Origin of the sequence: Staphylococcus hyicus (genome assembly GCF_000816085.1) — a bacterium.
Lineage (GTDB): Bacteria > Bacillota > Bacilli > Staphylococcales > Staphylococcaceae > Staphylococcus > Staphylococcus hyicus.
On sequence record NZ_CP008747.1, the window covers coordinates 331847 to 351919 of the forward strand.

Annotated in this window: 16 protein-coding genes; 8 read left to right on the plus strand and 8 right to left on the minus strand. The window is 36.3% G+C overall.

Translation table 11 applies throughout. The annotated features are described in order from the left end of the window. Nucleotides 1-10 precede the first annotated feature (10 nt). On the minus strand, nucleotides 11-562 hold the full coding sequence (locus SHYC_RS01375) for an isochorismatase family protein (RefSeq protein WP_039643825.1): 552 nt from the start codon (nucleotides 560-562) through the stop codon (nucleotides 11-13). A gap of 264 nt (nucleotides 563-826) precedes the next feature. On the opposite strand from SHYC_RS01375, the gene SHYC_RS01380 reads away from it, so the two are divergent. Both SHYC_RS01380 and SHYC_RS01385 read left to right on the plus strand, forming a co-directional pair. Next, nucleotides 827-1618, plus strand: a complete 792-nt coding sequence (locus SHYC_RS01380) for an arylamine N-acetyltransferase family protein (protein WP_039643827.1) — start codon at nucleotides 827-829, stop codon at nucleotides 1616-1618. Between the two features lie 10 nt (nucleotides 1619-1628). After that, nucleotides 1629-2195 carry a TetR/AcrR family transcriptional regulator gene (locus SHYC_RS01385; RefSeq protein WP_039643829.1) on the plus strand — a complete coding sequence of 189 codons (567 nt, stop codon included), beginning with the start codon at nucleotides 1629-1631 and terminating at the stop codon, nucleotides 2193-2195. A gap of 287 nt (nucleotides 2196-2482) precedes the next feature. On the opposite strand, the gene SHYC_RS01390 is transcribed toward SHYC_RS01385, so the two are convergent. Further along, nucleotides 2483-3196: a hypothetical protein gene (locus SHYC_RS01390; protein ID WP_039643831.1), complete on the minus strand. Its 714-nt coding sequence runs from the start codon at nucleotides 3194-3196 to the stop codon at nucleotides 2483-2485. Nucleotides 3197-3347: 151 nt separating this feature from the next. Further along, nucleotides 3348-5153, minus strand: a complete 1806-nt coding sequence (locus tag SHYC_RS01395) for an acyltransferase family protein (protein WP_039643833.1) — start codon at nucleotides 5151-5153, stop codon at nucleotides 3348-3350. Between the two features lie 790 nt (nucleotides 5154-5943). On the opposite strand from SHYC_RS01395, the gene SHYC_RS01400 reads away from it, so the two are divergent. Next, nucleotides 5944-6501, plus strand: a complete 558-nt coding sequence (locus SHYC_RS01400) for a serine integrase family protein (RefSeq protein WP_039643835.1) — start codon at nucleotides 5944-5946, stop codon at nucleotides 6499-6501. Between the two features lie 293 nt (nucleotides 6502-6794). On the opposite strand, the gene SHYC_RS12225 is transcribed toward SHYC_RS01400, so the two are convergent. The 3 genes from SHYC_RS12225 to SHYC_RS01405 form a co-directional block, all read right to left on the minus strand. Next, entirely contained in the window at nucleotides 6795-6965 is a 171-nt protein-coding gene (locus tag SHYC_RS12225) for a hypothetical protein (RefSeq protein ID WP_158484613.1), read from the minus strand. A gap of 553 nt (nucleotides 6966-7518) precedes the next feature. Beyond that, nucleotides 7519-7680, minus strand: a complete 162-nt coding sequence (locus SHYC_RS12230) for a hypothetical protein (protein WP_158484615.1) — start codon at nucleotides 7678-7680, stop codon at nucleotides 7519-7521. A 1051-nt stretch (nucleotides 7681-8731) separates the two neighbouring features. After that, nucleotides 8732-9667, minus strand: coding sequence for a ketopantoate reductase family protein (locus SHYC_RS01405; protein WP_039643837.1), 936 nt, complete (start codon nucleotides 9665-9667; stop codon nucleotides 8732-8734). A gap of 250 nt (nucleotides 9668-9917) precedes the next feature. Between SHYC_RS01405 and SHYC_RS01410 the strand changes: the two genes are divergently transcribed. The 3 genes from SHYC_RS01410 to SHYC_RS01420 all read left to right on the plus strand — a co-directional run bounded on the left by SHYC_RS01410 (nucleotide 9918) and on the right by SHYC_RS01420 (nucleotide 14204). Beyond that, nucleotides 9918-11294, plus strand: a complete 1377-nt coding sequence (locus SHYC_RS01410; protein ID WP_082021568.1) for an MDR family MFS transporter — start codon at nucleotides 9918-9920, stop codon at nucleotides 11292-11294. A 25-nt stretch (nucleotides 11295-11319) separates the two neighbouring features. Beyond that, nucleotides 11320-12549, plus strand: coding sequence for an ArgE/DapE family deacylase (locus SHYC_RS01415; protein WP_039643841.1), 1230 nt, complete (start codon nucleotides 11320-11322; stop codon nucleotides 12547-12549). A gap of 260 nt (nucleotides 12550-12809) precedes the next feature. Then, entirely contained in the window at nucleotides 12810-14204 is a 1395-nt protein-coding gene (locus tag SHYC_RS01420) for an MFS transporter (RefSeq protein ID WP_039643843.1), read from the plus strand. Nucleotides 14205-14475: 271 nt separating this feature from the next. Here SHYC_RS01420 and SHYC_RS01425 read toward each other — a convergent pair whose 3' ends face one another. Next, nucleotides 14476-15834: an alanine/glycine:cation symporter family protein gene (locus tag SHYC_RS01425; RefSeq protein WP_039643845.1), complete on the minus strand. Its 1359-nt coding sequence runs from the start codon at nucleotides 15832-15834 to the stop codon at nucleotides 14476-14478. A 600-nt stretch (nucleotides 15835-16434) separates the two neighbouring features. Between SHYC_RS01425 and SHYC_RS01430 the strand changes: the two genes are divergently transcribed. After that, nucleotides 16435-18030 carry a xylulokinase gene (locus SHYC_RS01430; protein WP_039643847.1) on the plus strand — a complete coding sequence of 532 codons (1596 nt, stop codon included), beginning with the start codon at nucleotides 16435-16437 and terminating at the stop codon, nucleotides 18028-18030. Nucleotides 18031-18249: 219 nt separating this feature from the next. Here the strand turns inward: SHYC_RS01430 and SHYC_RS01435 are convergent, their stop codons facing one another. Beyond that, nucleotides 18250-18606, minus strand: a complete 357-nt coding sequence (locus SHYC_RS01435) for an aggregation-promoting factor C-terminal-like domain-containing protein (protein ID WP_039643849.1) — start codon at nucleotides 18604-18606, stop codon at nucleotides 18250-18252. 275 nt (nucleotides 18607-18881) lie between these two features. Between SHYC_RS01435 and SHYC_RS01440 the strand changes: the two genes are divergently transcribed. Then, on the plus strand, nucleotides 18882-20066 hold the full coding sequence (locus SHYC_RS01440) for a YbfB/YjiJ family MFS transporter (RefSeq protein WP_039643851.1): 1185 nt from the start codon (nucleotides 18882-18884) through the stop codon (nucleotides 20064-20066). Nucleotides 20067-20073: the final 7 nt, after the last annotated feature.

Sequence of the window (20073 nt, forward strand, 5' to 3'; positions counted from 1 at the left end):
GACACCCTCCTTAGCGTAAGAGCGCATCAGTCGTCGTAATCGTTCCCATTAGTGGGAATGAATTTTGTACGGAAAATTGATGAAGTTCTGTTTGAGGTGCAGCCATCATATCTTCCACAAAATATTGTTCATATCCATATTGATACGCATCGCGTGCAGTCGTATCCACACCCATATGCGTAGAAATACCGCCTATGATAATATTTTCAATACCACGACGGCGAAGTTGTAAATCTAAATCTGTCCCAAAGAACGCACTAAACCCACGTTTATTAACGATATAATCTTGTTCAGTCACATTGAACCGTTCTGGAAACTTGGCAAAATCTTTGTCAGGTTTACCTGGGAGTTGTTGTTCCGCAAGCTGTGGTTTCAATGCGTCTTTGCCATCGTGAAAATTAACACGGACGAACGCGATAAAGCCATCATTTTCTCTGAAATTTTGAATCATACGTTCTGCATTTTTTAAAACAGTCTCTGTTGAATGTGGCGCTGTGTCCATAGATAGAATCCCATTTTGTAAATCGATTAATATTAAAGCTGTATTTTTAAAATTGATCATGACATGATACTCCTTTTTTCATTTCATATACCCATTATAATCTTGGAGTTTTACAAACTTCTAAGTATTTGCACTTGCGTTACTTGTGATAAATGAGAGTTCTAAAATTTGGTGCTCTTGTATTGTTATAGCTGTAGTCAATATGTAATATCATAAACGGAATAATCTTAGAAAAATATTTGGAATGCATTCCGTTTGAAACGTGAATGTGTTTCGTATTACCATTAAGATGCTGGAATTTTATAGATATAAGGAGCGAGCGTGATGAATGTTAACGGTTTGGAAGCATATTTAAATATCGATGAAACACAATTTGAGTCGCCGTCTAAAGAGGCACTAAGCTATTATGTGGCACAGTTTATGAAAAAAGTGCCTTTTGAAAATATTGATGTTCAAAATCACATTCGTATATCGGTGAATGTTGACGATATTTATGATAAAGTCGTAAAAAAAGAGCGTGGGGGATTTTGTTACGAATTGAATACGTTATTTAAAACGTATTTAATAGAAAAAGGCTTTCATGCGTACAATGTATCCGCAACTATTCACACACCTGGAGGCGGTCGTAGTTTACCTGGCTCTCATATGTCCACAATTGTAGAGATTAATGGTATGAAATATATAGCGGATGTAGGGTTTGGAGATTTACCCCTTCAAGCAATTCCGTTAAGTAAAGCGGATGCCATTGCTGTTGTTCATGATCGTACTGGCACGTTTAGGGCAATGATTCAAGAAGAAGACCCTACACAGTTTAAAATTCAAAAACGAGACGATGAAGAATGGGAAACAAAATATGAAGCCGACATCACACCGCGCCCGCTATCATCTTTTGAGTATAATATTGAATATAATCAAACAAACCCCAATTCTATTTTTGTGAAACGACTTGTCGTAACCTTGCCTACAAAGAGTGGGCGTATAACAATGTCTCAAAATCATTTAACGATTACTGAAAAAGATCAGAAACATAAAATAGAAGTGACATCTGACAACTACAAACAACTTCTAAAAAAATATTTTAATTTAGAGGTTAACATTCACCGTTTAGAAAAATAAGGAGGATAATATGACGACTCAAAAACATAAGCAAAGGCGAGATGCACGTGAGAATAGAACACAAATTTTGAATACTGTTTTATCGTTATCTCAACAAGGGAGTAATATCAGTGATATGAAAATGTCAGATATCGCTCAATTGGCAGGTGTAGGCGTTGGCACGCTCTATCGTCATTTTGAAAATAAAGCCACACTATGTATTGCGATGCTAGATGCTCAAGTTGAAGAGATGTTTGAAGATATTGATAAATTTTTAGAAGCACATTCTGACGCCTCAGAATACCAACGTATAGAAGGAATACTTCACATATATGTCTCGTTAAAGGAAGCCAATTTTCATACTTTAGCATTTATTGAAACATCGTTTAATCAATCAATGACTATGGTACAAATCCCATTTTACAATCAATTGTCAGAGCGAATAAACGCACAATTTGACGAGCCACGGGAAGATGATTTTATCACACACATCCTATTAAACTGTTTTACGAGTGAGTTTTATTTTTATGCTAAGGACAAAAAGCATCTTTCAAAAGAAATTTATATTCAAAAAGTTTTGGACATCATTTTAAAATAATTAGTGAAGTAGTCTGTACATATGGCGCAACCCATAGTGCAGACTTTTTGTATACGTATGATTACCATGATTTTTTATTTTGAAATTGGCGCAAGTTTATGAGGAAGGTATATCTCTGACATACTCAAAAGGGATAGTGCGGTTGTTGTATACAGAGAAGAAAAGAAAATACGTGCATTACACACTTTAAAATTGTATTACCATAATAAACATCGCCTTCCGTATGACGGAAGGCGACGTTTTGGTTAAATCTCTCTGTTTTTACATACAGTAAAAGAAATTTGTATTTATTTATTTTTATTAAAGAATTCGGTAATTTTATCTTTGATTTCTTGTAATTTAGAATTCACTTTATCCAATTCACGTTGCATTTCATCGTTATTTCCGTTTTGACGTTCATTTTCTGCATTTTGTAAATTATCAGCAGTTTTGTTGTATTCATCAGCAACTTTATTAGCTTGTTGCGTATCAATATTGTTCTTTAATGAGGCGATTTCTTGTTTTAAAGCATCAATTTTACTTTGTGTATCAGTTTGATTATTTTCAATACTTTTTTTTGTGTCTTCAACCTGTTGTTGAAGTTGTTCATTTTTTTGTTGAACCAATTGTGCGTCGTTTTGATTCGTCGGATCTGTTGTATTTGGATCATTCGACGCGTGTTTATCATTCGTGCCAGCACATGATTTGACAATAAACGCAACTAACACAATGACCACGACAAATAATAAGAAAATAAGCCATTTGTTTTTACGTTTGGATGAGGTAATTTCTTCTTGTTGAAGTTGTTCGCGACGATAGTCTCTTTCGTTATATGTGTTAGCGTTATGATGTTGTGGACGAATTAAAATGTCGCCAAACACCTCATGTTGTTGTTGATCTGTTAATGTATTGACATTTAAGTCCGTATTCAGTTGATTAAACTTGTCATAAGCAATAATTGTGCCATCATCTAAAATCTTTTCAATTCTTGGATAATCTCGATTACGTTCTTGTCTTTTCACACGAATCCCTCCAATGGTTTAGGTGCCTTGTATGACGATATTTATAATGAATCATATAAAAAATGTAATGAGTTTATTTTATCCTACCACATTACGATAAAAGTGACAAAAAAGCACCAGAACTGTTACGGTTCTGGCACCTTTTCTAATTTTATGATTGTTTATTGTGATTTGCATGTTGCTGTTTCAATTCATCTATAATGAGCTGACTTAAAGCCTTTTGTCCAGCGTATTCTAGATGAACACCATCATATGCGAAATATTCAGGATGTCCGCCTGACGCTTTGTGCCAATCGATGAGATGTACATTTTTATGTTTGTCAGCCGCTTTTTTCAAGCTGTCATTAACATTTTTTTCATAATCGCGAGGCACTCGGGTATTCACAAAATAAATTTGTGCATCACCTAAATCGTCAATGATTTCATTGACTTGATCTTCTGTAAACGCACCATTGGTACCAAGCTGCATCACTACATCTTTATTTGGCTTCGCAAAACTTTTATATTGGGAGGTAATGAGCGCATTTGCTTCTGATAATTGACGACCGACTTTACCATCAATTGTCGCGTTTGGCACTTCTTTTTGGAAGACCTTACCAATATCTACCATAACAGAGTCTCCAATAAGGAGAGGTGAGAGCTGTTTCGTATTTACCTTGTTTTGTTCATTTGAATCTGTTGGTTCTGTTTTTGGTTTGTGCGTCGTTTTATTTGTAAATGCCGTTTCTTTTTGTGAGCTGTTTGCTTTACCAAGATGATCAAATTGACCACTGAGTAATAAAATGGATGGCACTGCTAAGAGCAGTACGAGGGCTAGTCTCATAAAACGTGCCACAGCATGAGGCTTAAATGAGAAAGCACGGAAACCATTTTTACGGATAGGATTTTCAATAAAGCGATATGACAACTCTGCAAAGGCAACCATTAATACGACATCAATTATATACACGTAATCAGGAATTTGCCCTGCCACGAAATGGCGATGTAATAACACAATCACCGGATAATGCCAAAGGTATAAACTGTATGACCGTTTACCGATTGCAACAAAAAGTGGATTACCCATTAATTTTGCAAAAAATCCTGAAGGGTGGACGACACTTGCAATTGTAAATAATGTAACAAAAGAAATGAGATAGAAACCACCGTGATAAATCCACTTATCATGTTCACTGACATTAAAAAGAAAATATGCGACCAACGCAAAACTTAATACGCCGACGACATCGATAGACGTGCGTAGCTTCATTGCAACTTGTTTTTTCAAACGAAATGGTGGCCATATGAGTGCTAACATAGCTCCTAGTAATAACGTTTGAAGGCGTGTATCTGTACCGAAGTATACACGTGCAGTGCTATTTGTAACACTTGATAAATACATCATTAATCCTAACGAAATTAAAGAAATGACAAAAAATATGATGAATGTATATTGTCGTTTTCTTAATTTAAATATCATGTATAAAATGAATGGGAAGAAGAGATAAAACTGCTCTTCAATTGCTAACGACCATAAATGTTTTAAAGGTGCGATCGAAAATTGATTGAAATAATCGACATCCTGAGCTATATACCACCAGTTGGATACATAAAATATGGCAGCAAGTGTATCATTTTTCAACGCCAATATAATATCTGGTTCAAAGACCACTGTATACGTTAAGACCACTGCCAACATAAATAACACGGCAGGGATTAAACGCTTCACACGGCGAAGCCAGAACGCAGGTAAATTGATTTTTCCAGTTTTATCATACTCAGCAATCAACAACGATGTAATTAAAAAACCAGAAATGACGAAAAATGTATCTACACCAAGAAATCCACCTGGTAACCATAGAGGATTCAAGTGAAAGATAATTATTGCGATGACGGCAATCGCTCTAAAACCGTCGAGTCCGGGGAGATACTTTTGAGTATGAATAGGTTTTGTTCTTTTTAATTCCTTTTGTGTCATTCATAACATCCTTAAACGTATTAAAGTTAGGCATCGAATAACAACACATTTATAGAGTATAGTATGTCGATGCGGTGAGGATCATTTCGTATGTTATTTCCAAAAAAACACATATCCTCTAAGTGCTACTAAATTATTATATCTTATTAATAGGAACATATGAATAATATATATGACTTTTACTATTTGTACAAATGTAAAGGTATCGAAATGTAAATGTAATATAACTTTAAAGAAAGAGTGTTTAATTCTAACAAATACTAGTGTATCAAATGTGATTGGAATACGAAAAACTTTATGTTAATCGTACATCATATAAATAAGGTAAAAATATTAAATAAAACAACAAAAGTCAATAAAGTTTATGATTATGAATATGTCATATACTTTAAATAAGTAGCCACGACCTAGCATTGCTTCTAATGATTAAAGTTTCTATAAAAATTTTTTGACCAATTTCGCCCTCATTTTTTCATAAATAATCAGAAATACGTCATTTTTTGAGAGGGAGAACGGCATGTTTTTTCATAAATTATAGTAATTTATCCAATTGTATATTATTTAAAATAGTATTGTGCAAATCTTAAAAGTGTGTTATATTAAATTCATCAAGAACAGCCTTTACTTTTTAGACTTCTACTTTTCCTCTTTTTTAGTGATTCTTCTAGATACCTTTTTATAATATGAATCCATTTGTTGTTGATATAGATAAAATACGATATTGAGGGGACGAATCGATGTTCTCTTAAGTGAACACCTATTCTTGAAATTTACCCTTGGAGGTGTTCCTATGATTATTGGAACAAGCTATGTAAGACATTCATTACCTATGGTTAAGCATTACCATGAAAAATTAAAAGCACAACAATGTGAAGCAGTGTATGTATCTTATTGCGATGCTTATTATGAGGGCATGACGTTAGATGATTTGGACTTTTTAAAGCATCCTTTAAACAATGGCGATACGGTTGTGACGGTATCTCTGACATCGTTATGTAATTCGGTTGAATTATTTGAAGAGGTGTTGAGACTGTTTCAACGCCGTAATATTCGCTTTAAAGTCATTGAACACAACTTAGATATAGAGCCTGAAGCATTAACTGAACGTATGATGAGTACGTTAATTGATTACTTTAATAATGAATATTATCAATATTGTCATTTTATTGATGAACAACTTGTGCAATTTGGACGTTACCGTTTTACACCATTTGAAATTGAAGAAATTTTAGATCTTCTTAAACATCAATCTATCTATGAATTATCCTCTGATACAGGTGTTCCTGTAACTACGCTTGAAACCTTCATGCTATTATACAATGAATATCAAAAATATCCAGAATTATAATATCGCATCATAGTTTTTTTCACATCTTGTCATATTGTATGTTGACTTCACACTTTTACTAAAATATCTACTGACGCATGAAATGGCTCACTATATCTATCTCCTTTTTATTTTTATCTCTATATTAGTTTGCGACTTTTCATTCAATCTTTAAAATGCATTTCATAGGTTTATTCATATAGTGGGCCGTTTGATGTGATGAGAGATTCATGACGATCAGTAGATAAGGTCATTTAATATGATGCTTTCAATTTATAAAGACCGTTAGTCGTCTTTAGATATAGATATATGTCTCAAAACACATCAACGCCTTCAACTGTCCATTTGTGACGATTGAAGGCATTTTTATCGTTTAATATATGACATTGATGTGATGTTCGGATGCATAATGTTGTATGTTGTGTGGCATTAGTATTAGAAACTTTTTTTAATATATTTGTAGCTATAACAAACGCAGAATTCACAATTTAAGAGGTTAGAATGTGAAGGCATCATTGAACCCCCTCGATGACACGAGGTGGTAGTGCCATACGAAGGGGTTAGAAATGATGTGTGATCAGATAATACTAGGGCATACAACCGAGTATAGGCATATTGTTACATTACAGTACTGCGTCTTAAAAGGTGGTTCTGTTAAAAGTCAAAACGGTGTCATATCTAACGTTTCTTGTACAAAGAGTAAGGTTCATGGATCAGGTTAACAAGACCTCATCTGTGCCTTGAGTTGAGTAATTTCAAATGCTTTAAGCGCTTCTTCAAACTTGGGATTGCTTAATTCACTAGAATGATAAAAATAGGCGTGTAAAAGATAAACGTGTGGCGGTGTTTCTGAAGTTTTGAATCTTAACGGGTGAAGGTCAATATGCACGTGTCAATGATATACCGTGATCAAAAGTATAGCGCATCAACAATGGGAGGAACGAGTTATACATTGTCTCTATCGCTAATTGTAAAAGCCTCTTGTTTCTCTATTTCGATGACTTAACCGATTGTATGCGCGCATTGAGAATGAAAAAGTCATGATGTTTTGGCCATTTGAACGACAGTATGACAGGGTGTAAAGCTCGGCAAGATGTCATCCTTAATGGTTTCATACGTAACAGCGCAACAATGATGGTGTCGCAGAGTGTGTTGTTCTGTTACGGTAGGTTGTATGCTGATGTCCGATGTATGAAACATTGATGTCGAAAAATACACACGAAATGACTTGCCCTATGGTGTGGGTTAAGGTTATCAATCATTACTGAGCAGTCGATTCAGCGGTTTTCGATAAGGGGCACATGCCCAGTCGTTCTAGAAGTCAGAAGTATGCATCTATGGTTATCGTCATTACGTCTACGATTAAGTTGAATAACGTGGAGACGACCGGTCTAAAAATGACTTATCCTGATGCCATAGTGACTTAAATGTGAACAAGATGACATTTGCTAAGAAAATATGAGTTGTGTCATAAATTAAGTATCGCAACACTAAATATTTTCTATAACTTGATTATAAGGAGTTTTAGTGTAAAAAGCAACATAATTTTACTGAATTTTCTCAAAAATAAAGGTGAGTATATCCAAATTTTATCTATAACAAACGAGCTATTTAAAAACAATGTTTGTTTTATCGTATTTAATTCGTAAAATGCGTTCGATGTTGATGATATGTTTGAAAGTTTTTTGTGTATAACAGATATTAAGAAATGATGTGGTATGTATAGACTATTATTTGTTTTGGAGGGGAAGTAAACGTAGTGGGCATTGGCGCGGATACAGATACGATTGCGTCACTCATCAGTCAAATGATGGATATGACATGGGGGGAATGCGATTTCGCAAACATAGATTGACGGTACATGTAACTATGACACGATAGAACACGTTTTAATACCGTGGATGATTGACTTCAAAGCTACACAATGAAATATATCTTGATGCGTGATTAAGATGAAGAAAATAAAATCACGACTGGGACATAGCTAGCTTCTCATCAAAAAACCAACAAAATTCTTCATACATGAACTTTGTTGGTTATATTTATATAAATTTAGTCTTTATGAGGGGAAGGGTGGTGAATTAAAACAACACTTTGATTGCGCCCTTAGCCGAGATTTCTGAGACATTAAGCTGAAACCGAAAATCTATTTTGAGGTAAGCCGCCTAGAATAGAGAGGCGTTTGGCACAATCAAAATTAAAATGGTTTATGTCCCATCCCCTTAATTCATGCGTCTCTAAGGGCGCATGTCTATTTCACATGTGTCATTTCTAATTGATGGATAAGATGTGTCAACATATCGTTGTTTGGTGTTGGAATACCTAACGCATGACCATATTTACTGATTTGTCCGTTTAAATAATCTACTTCTGTTAAACGACCATGGTATAAGTCTTGGTGCATAGATGGATAGTGAAGACCTTGTGTTTCTTTAGGGTAAGCGCCTTCGATTTTTTCAATAAGTGTTTGCGTATTTAGTTCAATACCTTTTGCTTTTGCAACCGCAACAATTTCATTAATGATAGGTTCGATTTGTTGACGGGCATATTCATATTCACCAAATTCAAAAATTGTTTTATTTAAAATCGTACATAGAGGATTTAAAACACTATTTAACGTTGCTTTTGTCCATACTGTTTGAAGGACATTTTCACTAACATAGGCATTTAAGTTTGCTTGATTAAACATATCTGCAATGAATTGCGTGCGTGCATCTGCTTCACCATCGGCACGTTGTAAATCGATGCGTCCGGTACCTTCTAATAAAATTTGACCTGGGCCACGTAAACCAGCTGTCCACATCGTTACTGCTAAAAATATTTGAGATTTAGGTACAATTTTTTCGAATCGTTCATCATGGCCGAGGCCATTCATCATTGTTAGAATAGCGGTATTTTCTTGAATGGCACCACGATCTAATAATGTTTGAACCATTGTTTCTGACTGCATTGCTTTTGTTAAAATAACGATCAAATCATATGCTTTTTCAGTATGTTCGGGTTTGCACGCATCAATATTTATGTAATGGGTATCGGTTTCGGTTTGAATTTCTAATCCATGCTCATTTATGGCTTTAATGTGCTCATCCCAAAAGTCAATCAATGTCACATCATAACCTGCCTTTTTTAATTGACTACCGATACGGCCACCCATTGCGCCGGCGCCTGCAATCGCAATTTTTTTCATACTAATTCCTCCTTAGATAGACTGCGTTTTTGTATATTTAGCGTAATTTTAAACTAAGAAGATGTCAATCTTATGTATGAAAAGTTACCAAAATTTTTATAAAATACTGCGGAATTAGATTTACGAATAAATGGTTTGCTTAGCTAACCATAAAGCGTTAAAATATATTTTGTGAAAATAATCATGAATGGAGGTTGGCAATTTGTCAGAAGGATTGACGACAACGAAAAGAAATTTAATCGTTACCATTATGTTATTGAGTGCATTTGTAGCGATGTTGAATCAAACGATTCTAAATACAGCGTTACCAGCGATGATTGTAGACTTAGGTATACCTGAAACTACCGCACAATGGCTGATAACCGGGTTTATGCTTGTGAATGGAATTATGATTCCGTTGACAGCTTTTTTAATTGATAAATATTCTACGAGACAGTTGTATATCTTTTCGATGGCTGCTTTTTTAATGGGATCCATTATTGCGGCAATGGCACCGAGTTTTGCGGTATTAATGATTGCGCGTATCATTCAAGCTATCGGCGCAGGTATTTTATTACCGCTAATGCAGTTTATCGTATTTATGGTGTTTCCTGTTGAAAAAAGAGGATTCGCGATGGGGCTAACAGGTATTGTCGCGCAGTCAGCTCCAGCGATTGGTCCGACGTTAACAGGTGTGCTTATTGACTTTTCAAGTTGGCATGCCCCTTTTATCGTCGTGGCTGTCATTTCACTCATTGCGTTTGGCGTTGGTGTATTTTATGTTGAGAATTTAGGCGATTCCAAACCAACGTTACTTGATAAACGTTCAGTTGTTTACTCTACAGTTGGATTTGGTTTAATGCTTTATGCATTTAGCATCGTAGGACATGTTGGACCTCTGTCACCTTTATTTATAATCAGTTTAATTCTAGGTATAGGTATTGTGGTGATATTTACGGTACGTCAATTGCGCATTGATCATCCGCTTTTGAGTATGGGGGTATTAAAAAACAGAACATTTACTTTATCTGCATTTGCCTCAATGATGATTTATATCGGAATTGTTGGACCCGCGTTGCTCATTCCAATTTATGTTCAAACAGGTCTCGGACTGTCCGCATTTTTATCAGGTCTTGTTATTTTACCGGGGGCTGTTGTTAATGCGTTTATGTCGACATATACAGGGAAAATTTATGATAAATACGGTGTTCGCGTGCTTGTGATTCCAGGTTTTATTTTATTAATCATTATGACAATATTGCATATTTTCTTAACGGCAGAAACGCCATTTTGGTATGTTGTCATGATTTATGCGATTCGCATGTTCTCTGTGGCGCTATTAATGATGCCGTTAAATACGGCAGGGTTAAATGCGTTAGATAATAAAGACGTGTCACATGGCAATGCGATTATGAATTCACTGCGTATTATTGCCGGAGCGATGGGAACTGCAATGAGCATTACCGTTCTTTCTATCGTGTCAAGAAACTTTATAGACGCACACGGCCATTCAGCAAAAATGTTGCGTGAAGCTACGATTAGCGGTGTCGATGCCGCATTTATTTTTACAACAGTATTAATTGTTATTGGATTTGTTTTATCACTCTTTATCCGTGAAACAAAACAAAGCCCGTTATCACAATCATAAGACTAATTTTGAAAGGATGAACGTTATGGGTGTTTTTACAAATGAAGAAAAGGTTCAAATTTTAAAAGATGTTGTAGGTTTTAAAACGGTTAATGATAATGAATTAGATGTATGTCACTATTTTAAAGACTTATTTCAAAAACACGGTATTGCAGCGCGTATTGATATGGTTGCAGGGCGACGCGCAAATCTTATAGCTGAAATTGGTGAAGGCTCCCCAGTACTTGGTATATCTGGCCATATGGATGTTGTAGCTGAAGGCGATCATGATGAATGGACGTACGATCCTTTTACACTTACAGAAGCGGACGGTTACTTATATGGACGTGGCGCTGGAGATATGAAATCTGGACTTGTCGCTTTAGCCATAGCAATGATTGAAATTCATGAAAGTGGTGCTTTAAAAAAGGGTAAAATTAAATTTATGGCTACAACTGGTGAAGAAATGGAACAACTTGGTTCGAGACAGTTATATGAAAATGGAGAAATGGACGACGTTAATGCCCTTGTTATTGCAGAACCGTCAGAAAAGATGTTAGTGTATGCGCATAAAGGATCTATGGATTTCCGTATCACGTCTAAAGGTCGCGCTGCACACAGCTCGATGCCAGTGATTGGTCAAAATGCGATTAAACCATTGATGCAATTTGTTCAACATATAGATGATGAATTTGAAAAAATTTCGAAAGCGTTGAACTGTGAACGTTTAAATTTCGAAACATTTTTGGATTACATTAAACCGATGTTATCTGAAAACATGGATATGGATGATGTATCACGTGTGCTTTATGGCTTAGTGATTACAAATACAATATTTAATGGAGGCACGCAAGTTAACTCCGTACCTGGACAAGCGACTGCAGAATTCAATGTGCGCACAGTACCTGAGTATGACAATGAACAAGTAAAAGCATTATTTAACCACTATTTAGAGCTAATGAATCAACAAGGGGCGAATCTTGAACAAGATGTCTATCTTGATTTAGACCCTGTCATTACAACAGGAGACAATGCGCTTGTACGTCTAGGTGTTGAAACGGCAAAACAACATTTTGAGCATGATATTATCGTATCGCCAACGGTTGGTGTTACGGATGCCTCAAATTTATTACGTGGCAAAGATGAACATTTCTCATTTATGATGTTTGGTCCAGGAGAACGCGCGCATCAAGTCGATGAACGTGTGAAAAAAACTTCTTATTTAAAGTTTATCGATTATTATGTTGCGTTATTTACGACATATCTTTCAAAATAAGGTAGATGGGTTTTTGTATAGAAAGGGGAACTTAAGTATATGTATTTTTACTTAAGTTCACCTCTTCTATTTGTCTGTAGTGTAAACGCTTTCTGATATATAGGGTAGAATGATGACTTGTTTATAAAATTGAAAAAAAGACGTATGTACATTAATATAGTTTGTATATTTTATTTGCGTTGTTAAAGAGAATGAGGATGAAATGACGTGCGTTTTATGAATCCTCACTCAAAATCTTAACTAAAGGGATATGATGAAAAATGGAACACAATGCGGAGTATGAAGGAAATGGACGACTTATCATAGGAATCGTTCTAGGTGTAATTACATTTTGGTTATTTGCCTTATCTTTAGTCAACGTTGTGCCGACGTTACATAAAGAGTTAGGTGCGAATTTTGGTTTAATCAATGTTGCGGTGAGTTTGACGTCACTTTTCTCAGGTATGTTTGTAGTTGGCGCTGGAGGGATTGCAGATAAATACGGTCCCGTAAAAATGACTTATGTCGGCCTATTGTTAAGTGTAATCGGCTCACTCATTATTGTCGTTTCACCACACATTTGGCCAATGATTATCGGGCGTGGCATTCAAGGGTTGTCAGCAGCATTTGTCATGCCGGCAACATTATCTATCATTAAAGGGTACTACCATGGACGTCATCGTCAAGCTGCATTAAGTTATTGGTCCATCGGCTCATGGGGTGGCGGTGGTGTGGCATCATTTTTTGGTGGCATTACCGATACATTTTTAGGGTGGCGTTGGATTTTTATTTTTTCAATTATGGTTGCCATCGCAGCAATGATTTTAATTAAAGGAACTCCTGAAGTGCCACGTAAAGCAAGCGTCGCGCGTCAAAAATTTGATTTCGCAGGTTTAGTACTGTTTTTGATTTTTATTTTAAGTTTAAATTTAATCATTACACAAAGTTCAGATTATGGTATAGGTTCACCTATCATTTTATCTTTGATCGCACTTTTTATTATTTCAATTGTGATTTTTGTCATTTTAGAGAAGAGACGCAAAACCCCTTTAGTAGACTTTGACGTTTTTAAAGACAAAGGGTATACAGGGGCAACACTTTCTAATTTTTTAATGAATGCGGTTGCTGGTACGTTAATTGTTGGAAATACATTTGTTCAAGAAGATAAAGGATTTACGTCTGCGCAAGCAGGGTACCTCTCTATCACGTATTTAGTGATGGTATTGATTACAATTCGAGTAGGCGAAAAAATCTTACAACATCTTGGTGCACAAAAGCCAATGTATATCGGTAGTATACTTAATATGGTCGGTATCATTTTAATCTCATTAACATTTTTACCTACGACTGCTTATGTCATCGCTTGCGTGATTGGATATTTCATTTATGGTTTAGGTTTAGGATTATACGCAACACCATCAATGGATACTGCAATCGCTAATGCGGATGAAGAACATATTGGCATGGCATCAGGAATATATAAAATGTCATCTTCTCTTGGTAACGCATTCGGTATTGCACTTTCTACAACGATTTTTGCGATTGGAACATCCGCTTTTAATATGCAAGTTGGAGCGATGTTTGGATTATGGTTTAACGTCATCCTCGCATTTATTTCATTTTTACTTGTTGCATTTTTAGTTCCGAAATCTCAAGGTGTTCAAATAGAGAAATAGAAGGCTGTTTGTTTTTATCCTTCCTGCCCAATTTAGTGTTACAATTAAGTAAACAAGAGGTTGTGCATAATATGAATAAATCCCCTCACTATGCCAGTGGTGAGGGGGTTTTTTGTCGGCTATTTTATTCAACTTAAACGTGTACATAAGTGTCTGACTTTATAACGTAAACTATGAGAATAAGTGGAATGATTTACGTTTCAAAGTCATTTTCTTCGTGCAATCATTGTGATTAAACTAAGTATTTACGTTTTGTTCAGGCTAATAGAAATTAATCACGTTTCCCTTTATAGTTCGTAAAGAAATCATGGGTTAATTTTTTAACTTGTGGTGCAAGTATCACAACGGCGATAATGTTTGGTATGAGTACAATTGCTAAGGCTAAATCGAGCAAGTTCCATAACTGTGTACCGACACCAATAGAGCCGATAATAATTGAAGCAGTATAAATAACTTTCATAAGCGTACCAGCCCATAGTCCGAATAAAAATTCAGCCATACGTGAACCGTAATACATAATAACGATAATCGTTGAAAATACGAAGAAAATCATCGAAATTGAAATCGTTGCACTACCGATACTGCCAAATGCATCTTCGTAGGCACGTGCAGTCAGTGCAGCGGCTTTGTCTTTTGCATCATTTGCAGTGTAAACACCGGACATTAAAACGACAAATGCAGTTGTCGTACAAATGACTAATGTATCTACAATGATTTCACTTACGGCCCAAAATGCTTGGCGCACAGGGTGATCTGTTTTGGCTGCGGCGTGTGCAATCGGTGACGTCCCTAAACCAGCTTCATTCGAATAAATACCTCGCGCAAAACCCCAACGAATCGTAGTCGCAAGTGCAGCACCAAAACTCCCACCTAAAGCTGCATCGGGGTTAAAAGCTTTTTCAACAATTAAACCGATGACATTAGGGAAGTGTTGAATGTTCATAATGATGATAATAAATCCTAATATTAAATAGAGTCCTACCATGATTGGCACTAAAAATTCTGTAAACGTTGCAATTCGTTTAACGCCACCAAATACAACAAGTGCGGCTAATGTAGCAATGACTAGTCCTGTAATCAGTTCATTCACTTGAAATGTATCGTGAACGGTGCTGGCAACGGAATGCCCCTGAACCATCACACTCGGAATGATTTCAAGTGCTAAGGCAAATGCGAAAATTGAAGCAAATATCATACCTAACTTTTTATTTTTAAAACCGTTTTTCATATAGTAGGTTGGGCCCCCAACGAATTCGCCTTTCGCGTTCTTCTCACGGTACTGAATACTGAGGACATTTTCGCTATATTTGAGTGCCATACCTAAAAAGGCAATGATAATCATCCAAAATACAGCCCCAGGACCGCCCATCATAATCGCAGTCGGTACACCGACAATGTTAGCAGCACCAACTGTAGACGATAAAGCAGAAGTTAGCGCTTGCCTTGGTGTGATCGTTCCTTCTCCTTTAGGGGTTTTATTGATGCTCCCAAAGGTTTGTTTCATGATGTAACCAAAATGACGGAATTGAACCCCTTTTAAATAAATTGTTAGAAATAAACTTGAAATGAGTAACAATCCAACGATAGGAAAGCCCCATAACCAATCTGTAAATGCTACAATCGCATCCATATTTCTCCCACTCCTTTGAACTTTTACATCAAGTGAAGGTCTCGCTATGTATCTCCCACATATATGAAATGTATCTAATAAGTGTGGCACCACGTGATGAAAAAGTTTATTTTTTTAACCATACCCCAAAACTTGTATACTTATAATTTAAAACATATTGCGTAATAAATTAAGAGTTTTCGGAAAATTTATTGTAAAAATGTTTTAATTGCGATGACGATGGTAGTAAAAATATGGGTAAAGTAAAACATGAAACGATAATGAAACAAAGGAGTTTGGAAAATAGTTGCAACCCAATCAATGATTTAAAATAGATATTAACATTTGATGGGTTAGCGTATGTTTAGCATAAATTGATAAAAAGGTGATAGGATAGCTGTATGTACGAAGGCGTATGACAACCGTCATAAAGGGGTTCTGAGAAATTGGGCTAATCTTGTTAGGCTGATGACTGTTGGTGTATAGTACGGCATGGCTTAGCATACTATCGTGATGACCACAGTGTTTTGGTTCTACAATAAAAGATAATGAAAAATGCAACGACGCATGTTGTACGCCTATATGAAAAAGAGAAAATGTACATCAAAGGACGTGGAATACTTGGAAAATCAACAAACGAATAGATGGATAACGTCTGGCGCCATTACTGTAGGGATTGAATTAGGTTCTACACAAATCAAAACTGTAGCGGTGGGGCCAAACTATCGGCCGCTCGCATCTGGCATATACAAATGGGAAAATCAATACCGGGACGGCTATTGGACCTATGATTTAGAGGAAGTTTGGATTGGAATCCAAGAAAGTTACCGCTTAATGAGGGAACAAGTGAAACAGCAGTATGGTGGTACATTAAGAAAAATCAACGCACTCGGGATTAGCGGGATGATGCATGGTTATCTTGCTTTTAACGAAGATGACGAATTACTTGTGCCATTTCGGACGTGGCGAAATAATTATGCGAATTTTGCGAGTCGACTGCTAAGTTATCAATTTCAAGTCAATGTGCCAGAACGTTGGAGTATTGCGCTATTTGAACAAGCGATTATGAATAAAGAGCCGCATGCCCATCATGTCACAAAATTAATGACTTTGGCAGGTTATGTTCATTGGAAATTAACAGGTGAACATGTAAGTGGCATTGGGGATGCTTCAGGCATGTTTCCCATTGATACGGAAAAACAATATTATCGTGCAGATTTAATGGATCGGTATGATCGGTTGTTAGTTGAAGAAGGTTATGAACAAAAAATTGAAACGATGTTGCCACATATTTTAAAAGCCGGTGATTGTGCCGGTATGCTCACAGAAGCGGGTGCTCAACGTATTGATCCTTCAGGTTGTTTAGAAGCAGGGATTCCATTATGCCCACCAGAAGGGGATGCTGCCACGGGTATGGTAGCTACAAATAGTATTCAACCACGAACAGGAAATGTCTCAGTCGGAACAAGTATTTTTTCAATGTTTGTATTAGATGCACCGATGTCTCGCCCTCATCCTGAAGTGGATATTGTTAGTACGCCTGATGGATATGATGTTGCGATGATTCATGCGAATAACGGCACGTCAGATCTTGATGCATGGATGCATTTATTTGAAGAAGTATTAACAACGATGGGTGTATCTGTTGAATCGTCGACCTTATATGAACGTTTATTTGCGACATTATCAAACGCCGATCAAGATGCAGGGCGTTTACTGAATTATAATTACGTCTCGGGTGAGTTTATTACTGATGTGAAACAAGGAACACCGACATTCATACGTCACCGCGATAGTCATTTTAATTTGGCGAATTTTATGAAGAGTCATATATATAGTAGTTTTGTAACGTTGAAAATGGGTGTAGAACGACTGGCAGAAGCTGAGCATTTAACATTTGAGCGTATTACTGCACATGGCGGTATGTTTAAAACGCCAATGGTTGTCCACGACTTAGCCGCAGCATTGAATGTGCCCGTTCAAGTACGAACAGCGGCACATGAAGGCGGTGCGTGGGGTATTGCGCTCCTTGCCGCTTATATGAAAGAAACGGAGAAAAGATCACTTCATCACTTTTTAGATGATGTATTTCGTGACTCAGAAGTTCAACAAGTAGAACCAACTGAAGCGCATGTAAAGGCGTATAATGATTATGTTCGTCAATTTCAAAAAGGATTAAGAGACCAAAGAGAAGCATATAAATTATTTGAAATATAAATGCATATAAACAAGAAATCCCTCACGCAAGTGGCTTGTGAGGGTTTTTTATATTTATAATAACGATATTGAATAAAATTATTGGAAATTTACTTTTTAATTTGTAGCCGACACAAGCGTCAATAGTCGCTACATGTGAGCATGATGGTTGATGCAACTTAGTAACATAGCTATACGAAGACGTCCTCGGCTTTATGGTCATCATAACGAAATAATTCTTTACCACCAACCGTTAGCAATTCTGAATTGAATAGCCTTATCTATAGAGCCATAACGCGCTTTAGCATAGTTAATCATGCCTTTCGTTTGTGTTTCTACTGAACCAGTGCCCCAAGCTTCTTTCGTTTGACCTAATCCTCGATAGCCAAGTTCATTGACCGCATTTGGATTTCCACCTGATTCAGGCATAACGATGTTATCCCACATAGCTTTCGTGCCACCAGCTTGGATAAATGCTTTATAAACTTCATTAGTTGATTGGGTAGCAGCATGTGTCGATTCAACTTCAGATACAATACCTGCTGTACCTAAAGAGAGTGAAACAGTTGCTAATGAAGCGATAAGTACTTTTTTCATATTGATTGTCCTCCTAGAATGTTTTGATTCAAGTATCAAGCGTTCTGGAACTTTACGCTCAATAAAAAAAGTTACGCGTCCTAGGTTAACATCTCTAAAACGGTCGTGGGTTACAAAGAGATAAAAATTTATTAGAATTTATGACAATTTTAAGACAAAATATTTCTGCGATATATCATAATACTTTAATATATATTTTATAGATTGAAAATTTGGGTGGGAGAAACAATGCATTTCATAAAATATGACTAGAAGAAACAAATGAGGTGAAGGGGATGACAGAAAAAACAGAAACGAGATTGGCTTATCGTCAACTTTTAATGGGGATGATTACATTATTTGTGGTCATTGCGTTAGGGCGTTTTGCTTATACACCAATCATGCCTTATATGCAAGCAGCGACACACTTGGGAGATAAAGATGCCGGATTATTAGCGACGTTCAACTATTTAGGCTACTTAATTGGTGCCATTATTCCAATGTTTTGTCTGATACGTTCGAAAGTCTTTGATTTAAAGTTATATTTGTTACTTAACGTGATTACGATGTTTTTACTTGGTAATACAACAGAATTTTGGATGTGGAGTATTTTAAGGTTGTTAAATGGCATTGCAAGTGGTGTCGGCTTTGTATTGGCATCGAATGTCGCACTAGAGGCGTTACGACGTGCAGGTAAACATGCGATTTGTGGGTTGCTTTATAGTGCAGTAGGTGCAGGTATATTCGTAAGTAGTATTTTTGTTTTCTTTTATACAGATACACATAATTGGGATATGACGTGGATGATTTTAGGAGGCGTGTCCTTTGTGCTCGCATGTATTGTTATGGTGATGTTAAAAGAACCACCGCGCATGACACAAAATGAGAACAAAACGACGCACACACAACGCCGTAAATATCCCCGTGCGTATTATATTACATATTATCTTGCCTATTTTAGTGAAGGGGCAGGGTATATCGTGACTGGAACCTTTCTAGTAGCGCTTATAAAAGCAATACCAGAACTTGAACCATATGCGCCATTAAGTTGGATGTTTGTCGGACTCGGTGCGATACCTTCTACAGTGATGTGGTCGATTATTGGCGAAAAAATAGGGAATGGTCGGGCAACTCAAATGTGTTTTGTCATTCAAGTGATTGCAGTATTAATGCCAATCCTCACATCAAATATGTTTGCATTAATGATCAGTTCTATGCTATTTGGTAGTACGTTTTTAGGCTTGACGACATTATTTATGTCGCAAGGTCAAAAAATTGCTTATGAAACAGGTAATGGCCATGTTGTTTCGTTAATGACATTTATTTATAGCTTTGGTCAAATGATGGCCCCATATGTAGCGGGTGTGATACTCGCTCATACAGTTGGCTATTCAACAGCGCTTATATTTGCGAGTGTCATTTTGACGATGGGGCTCATTAGTCATATCATCAGTCAGAGGTATGTTCACCAATATCAATAAAATTCAT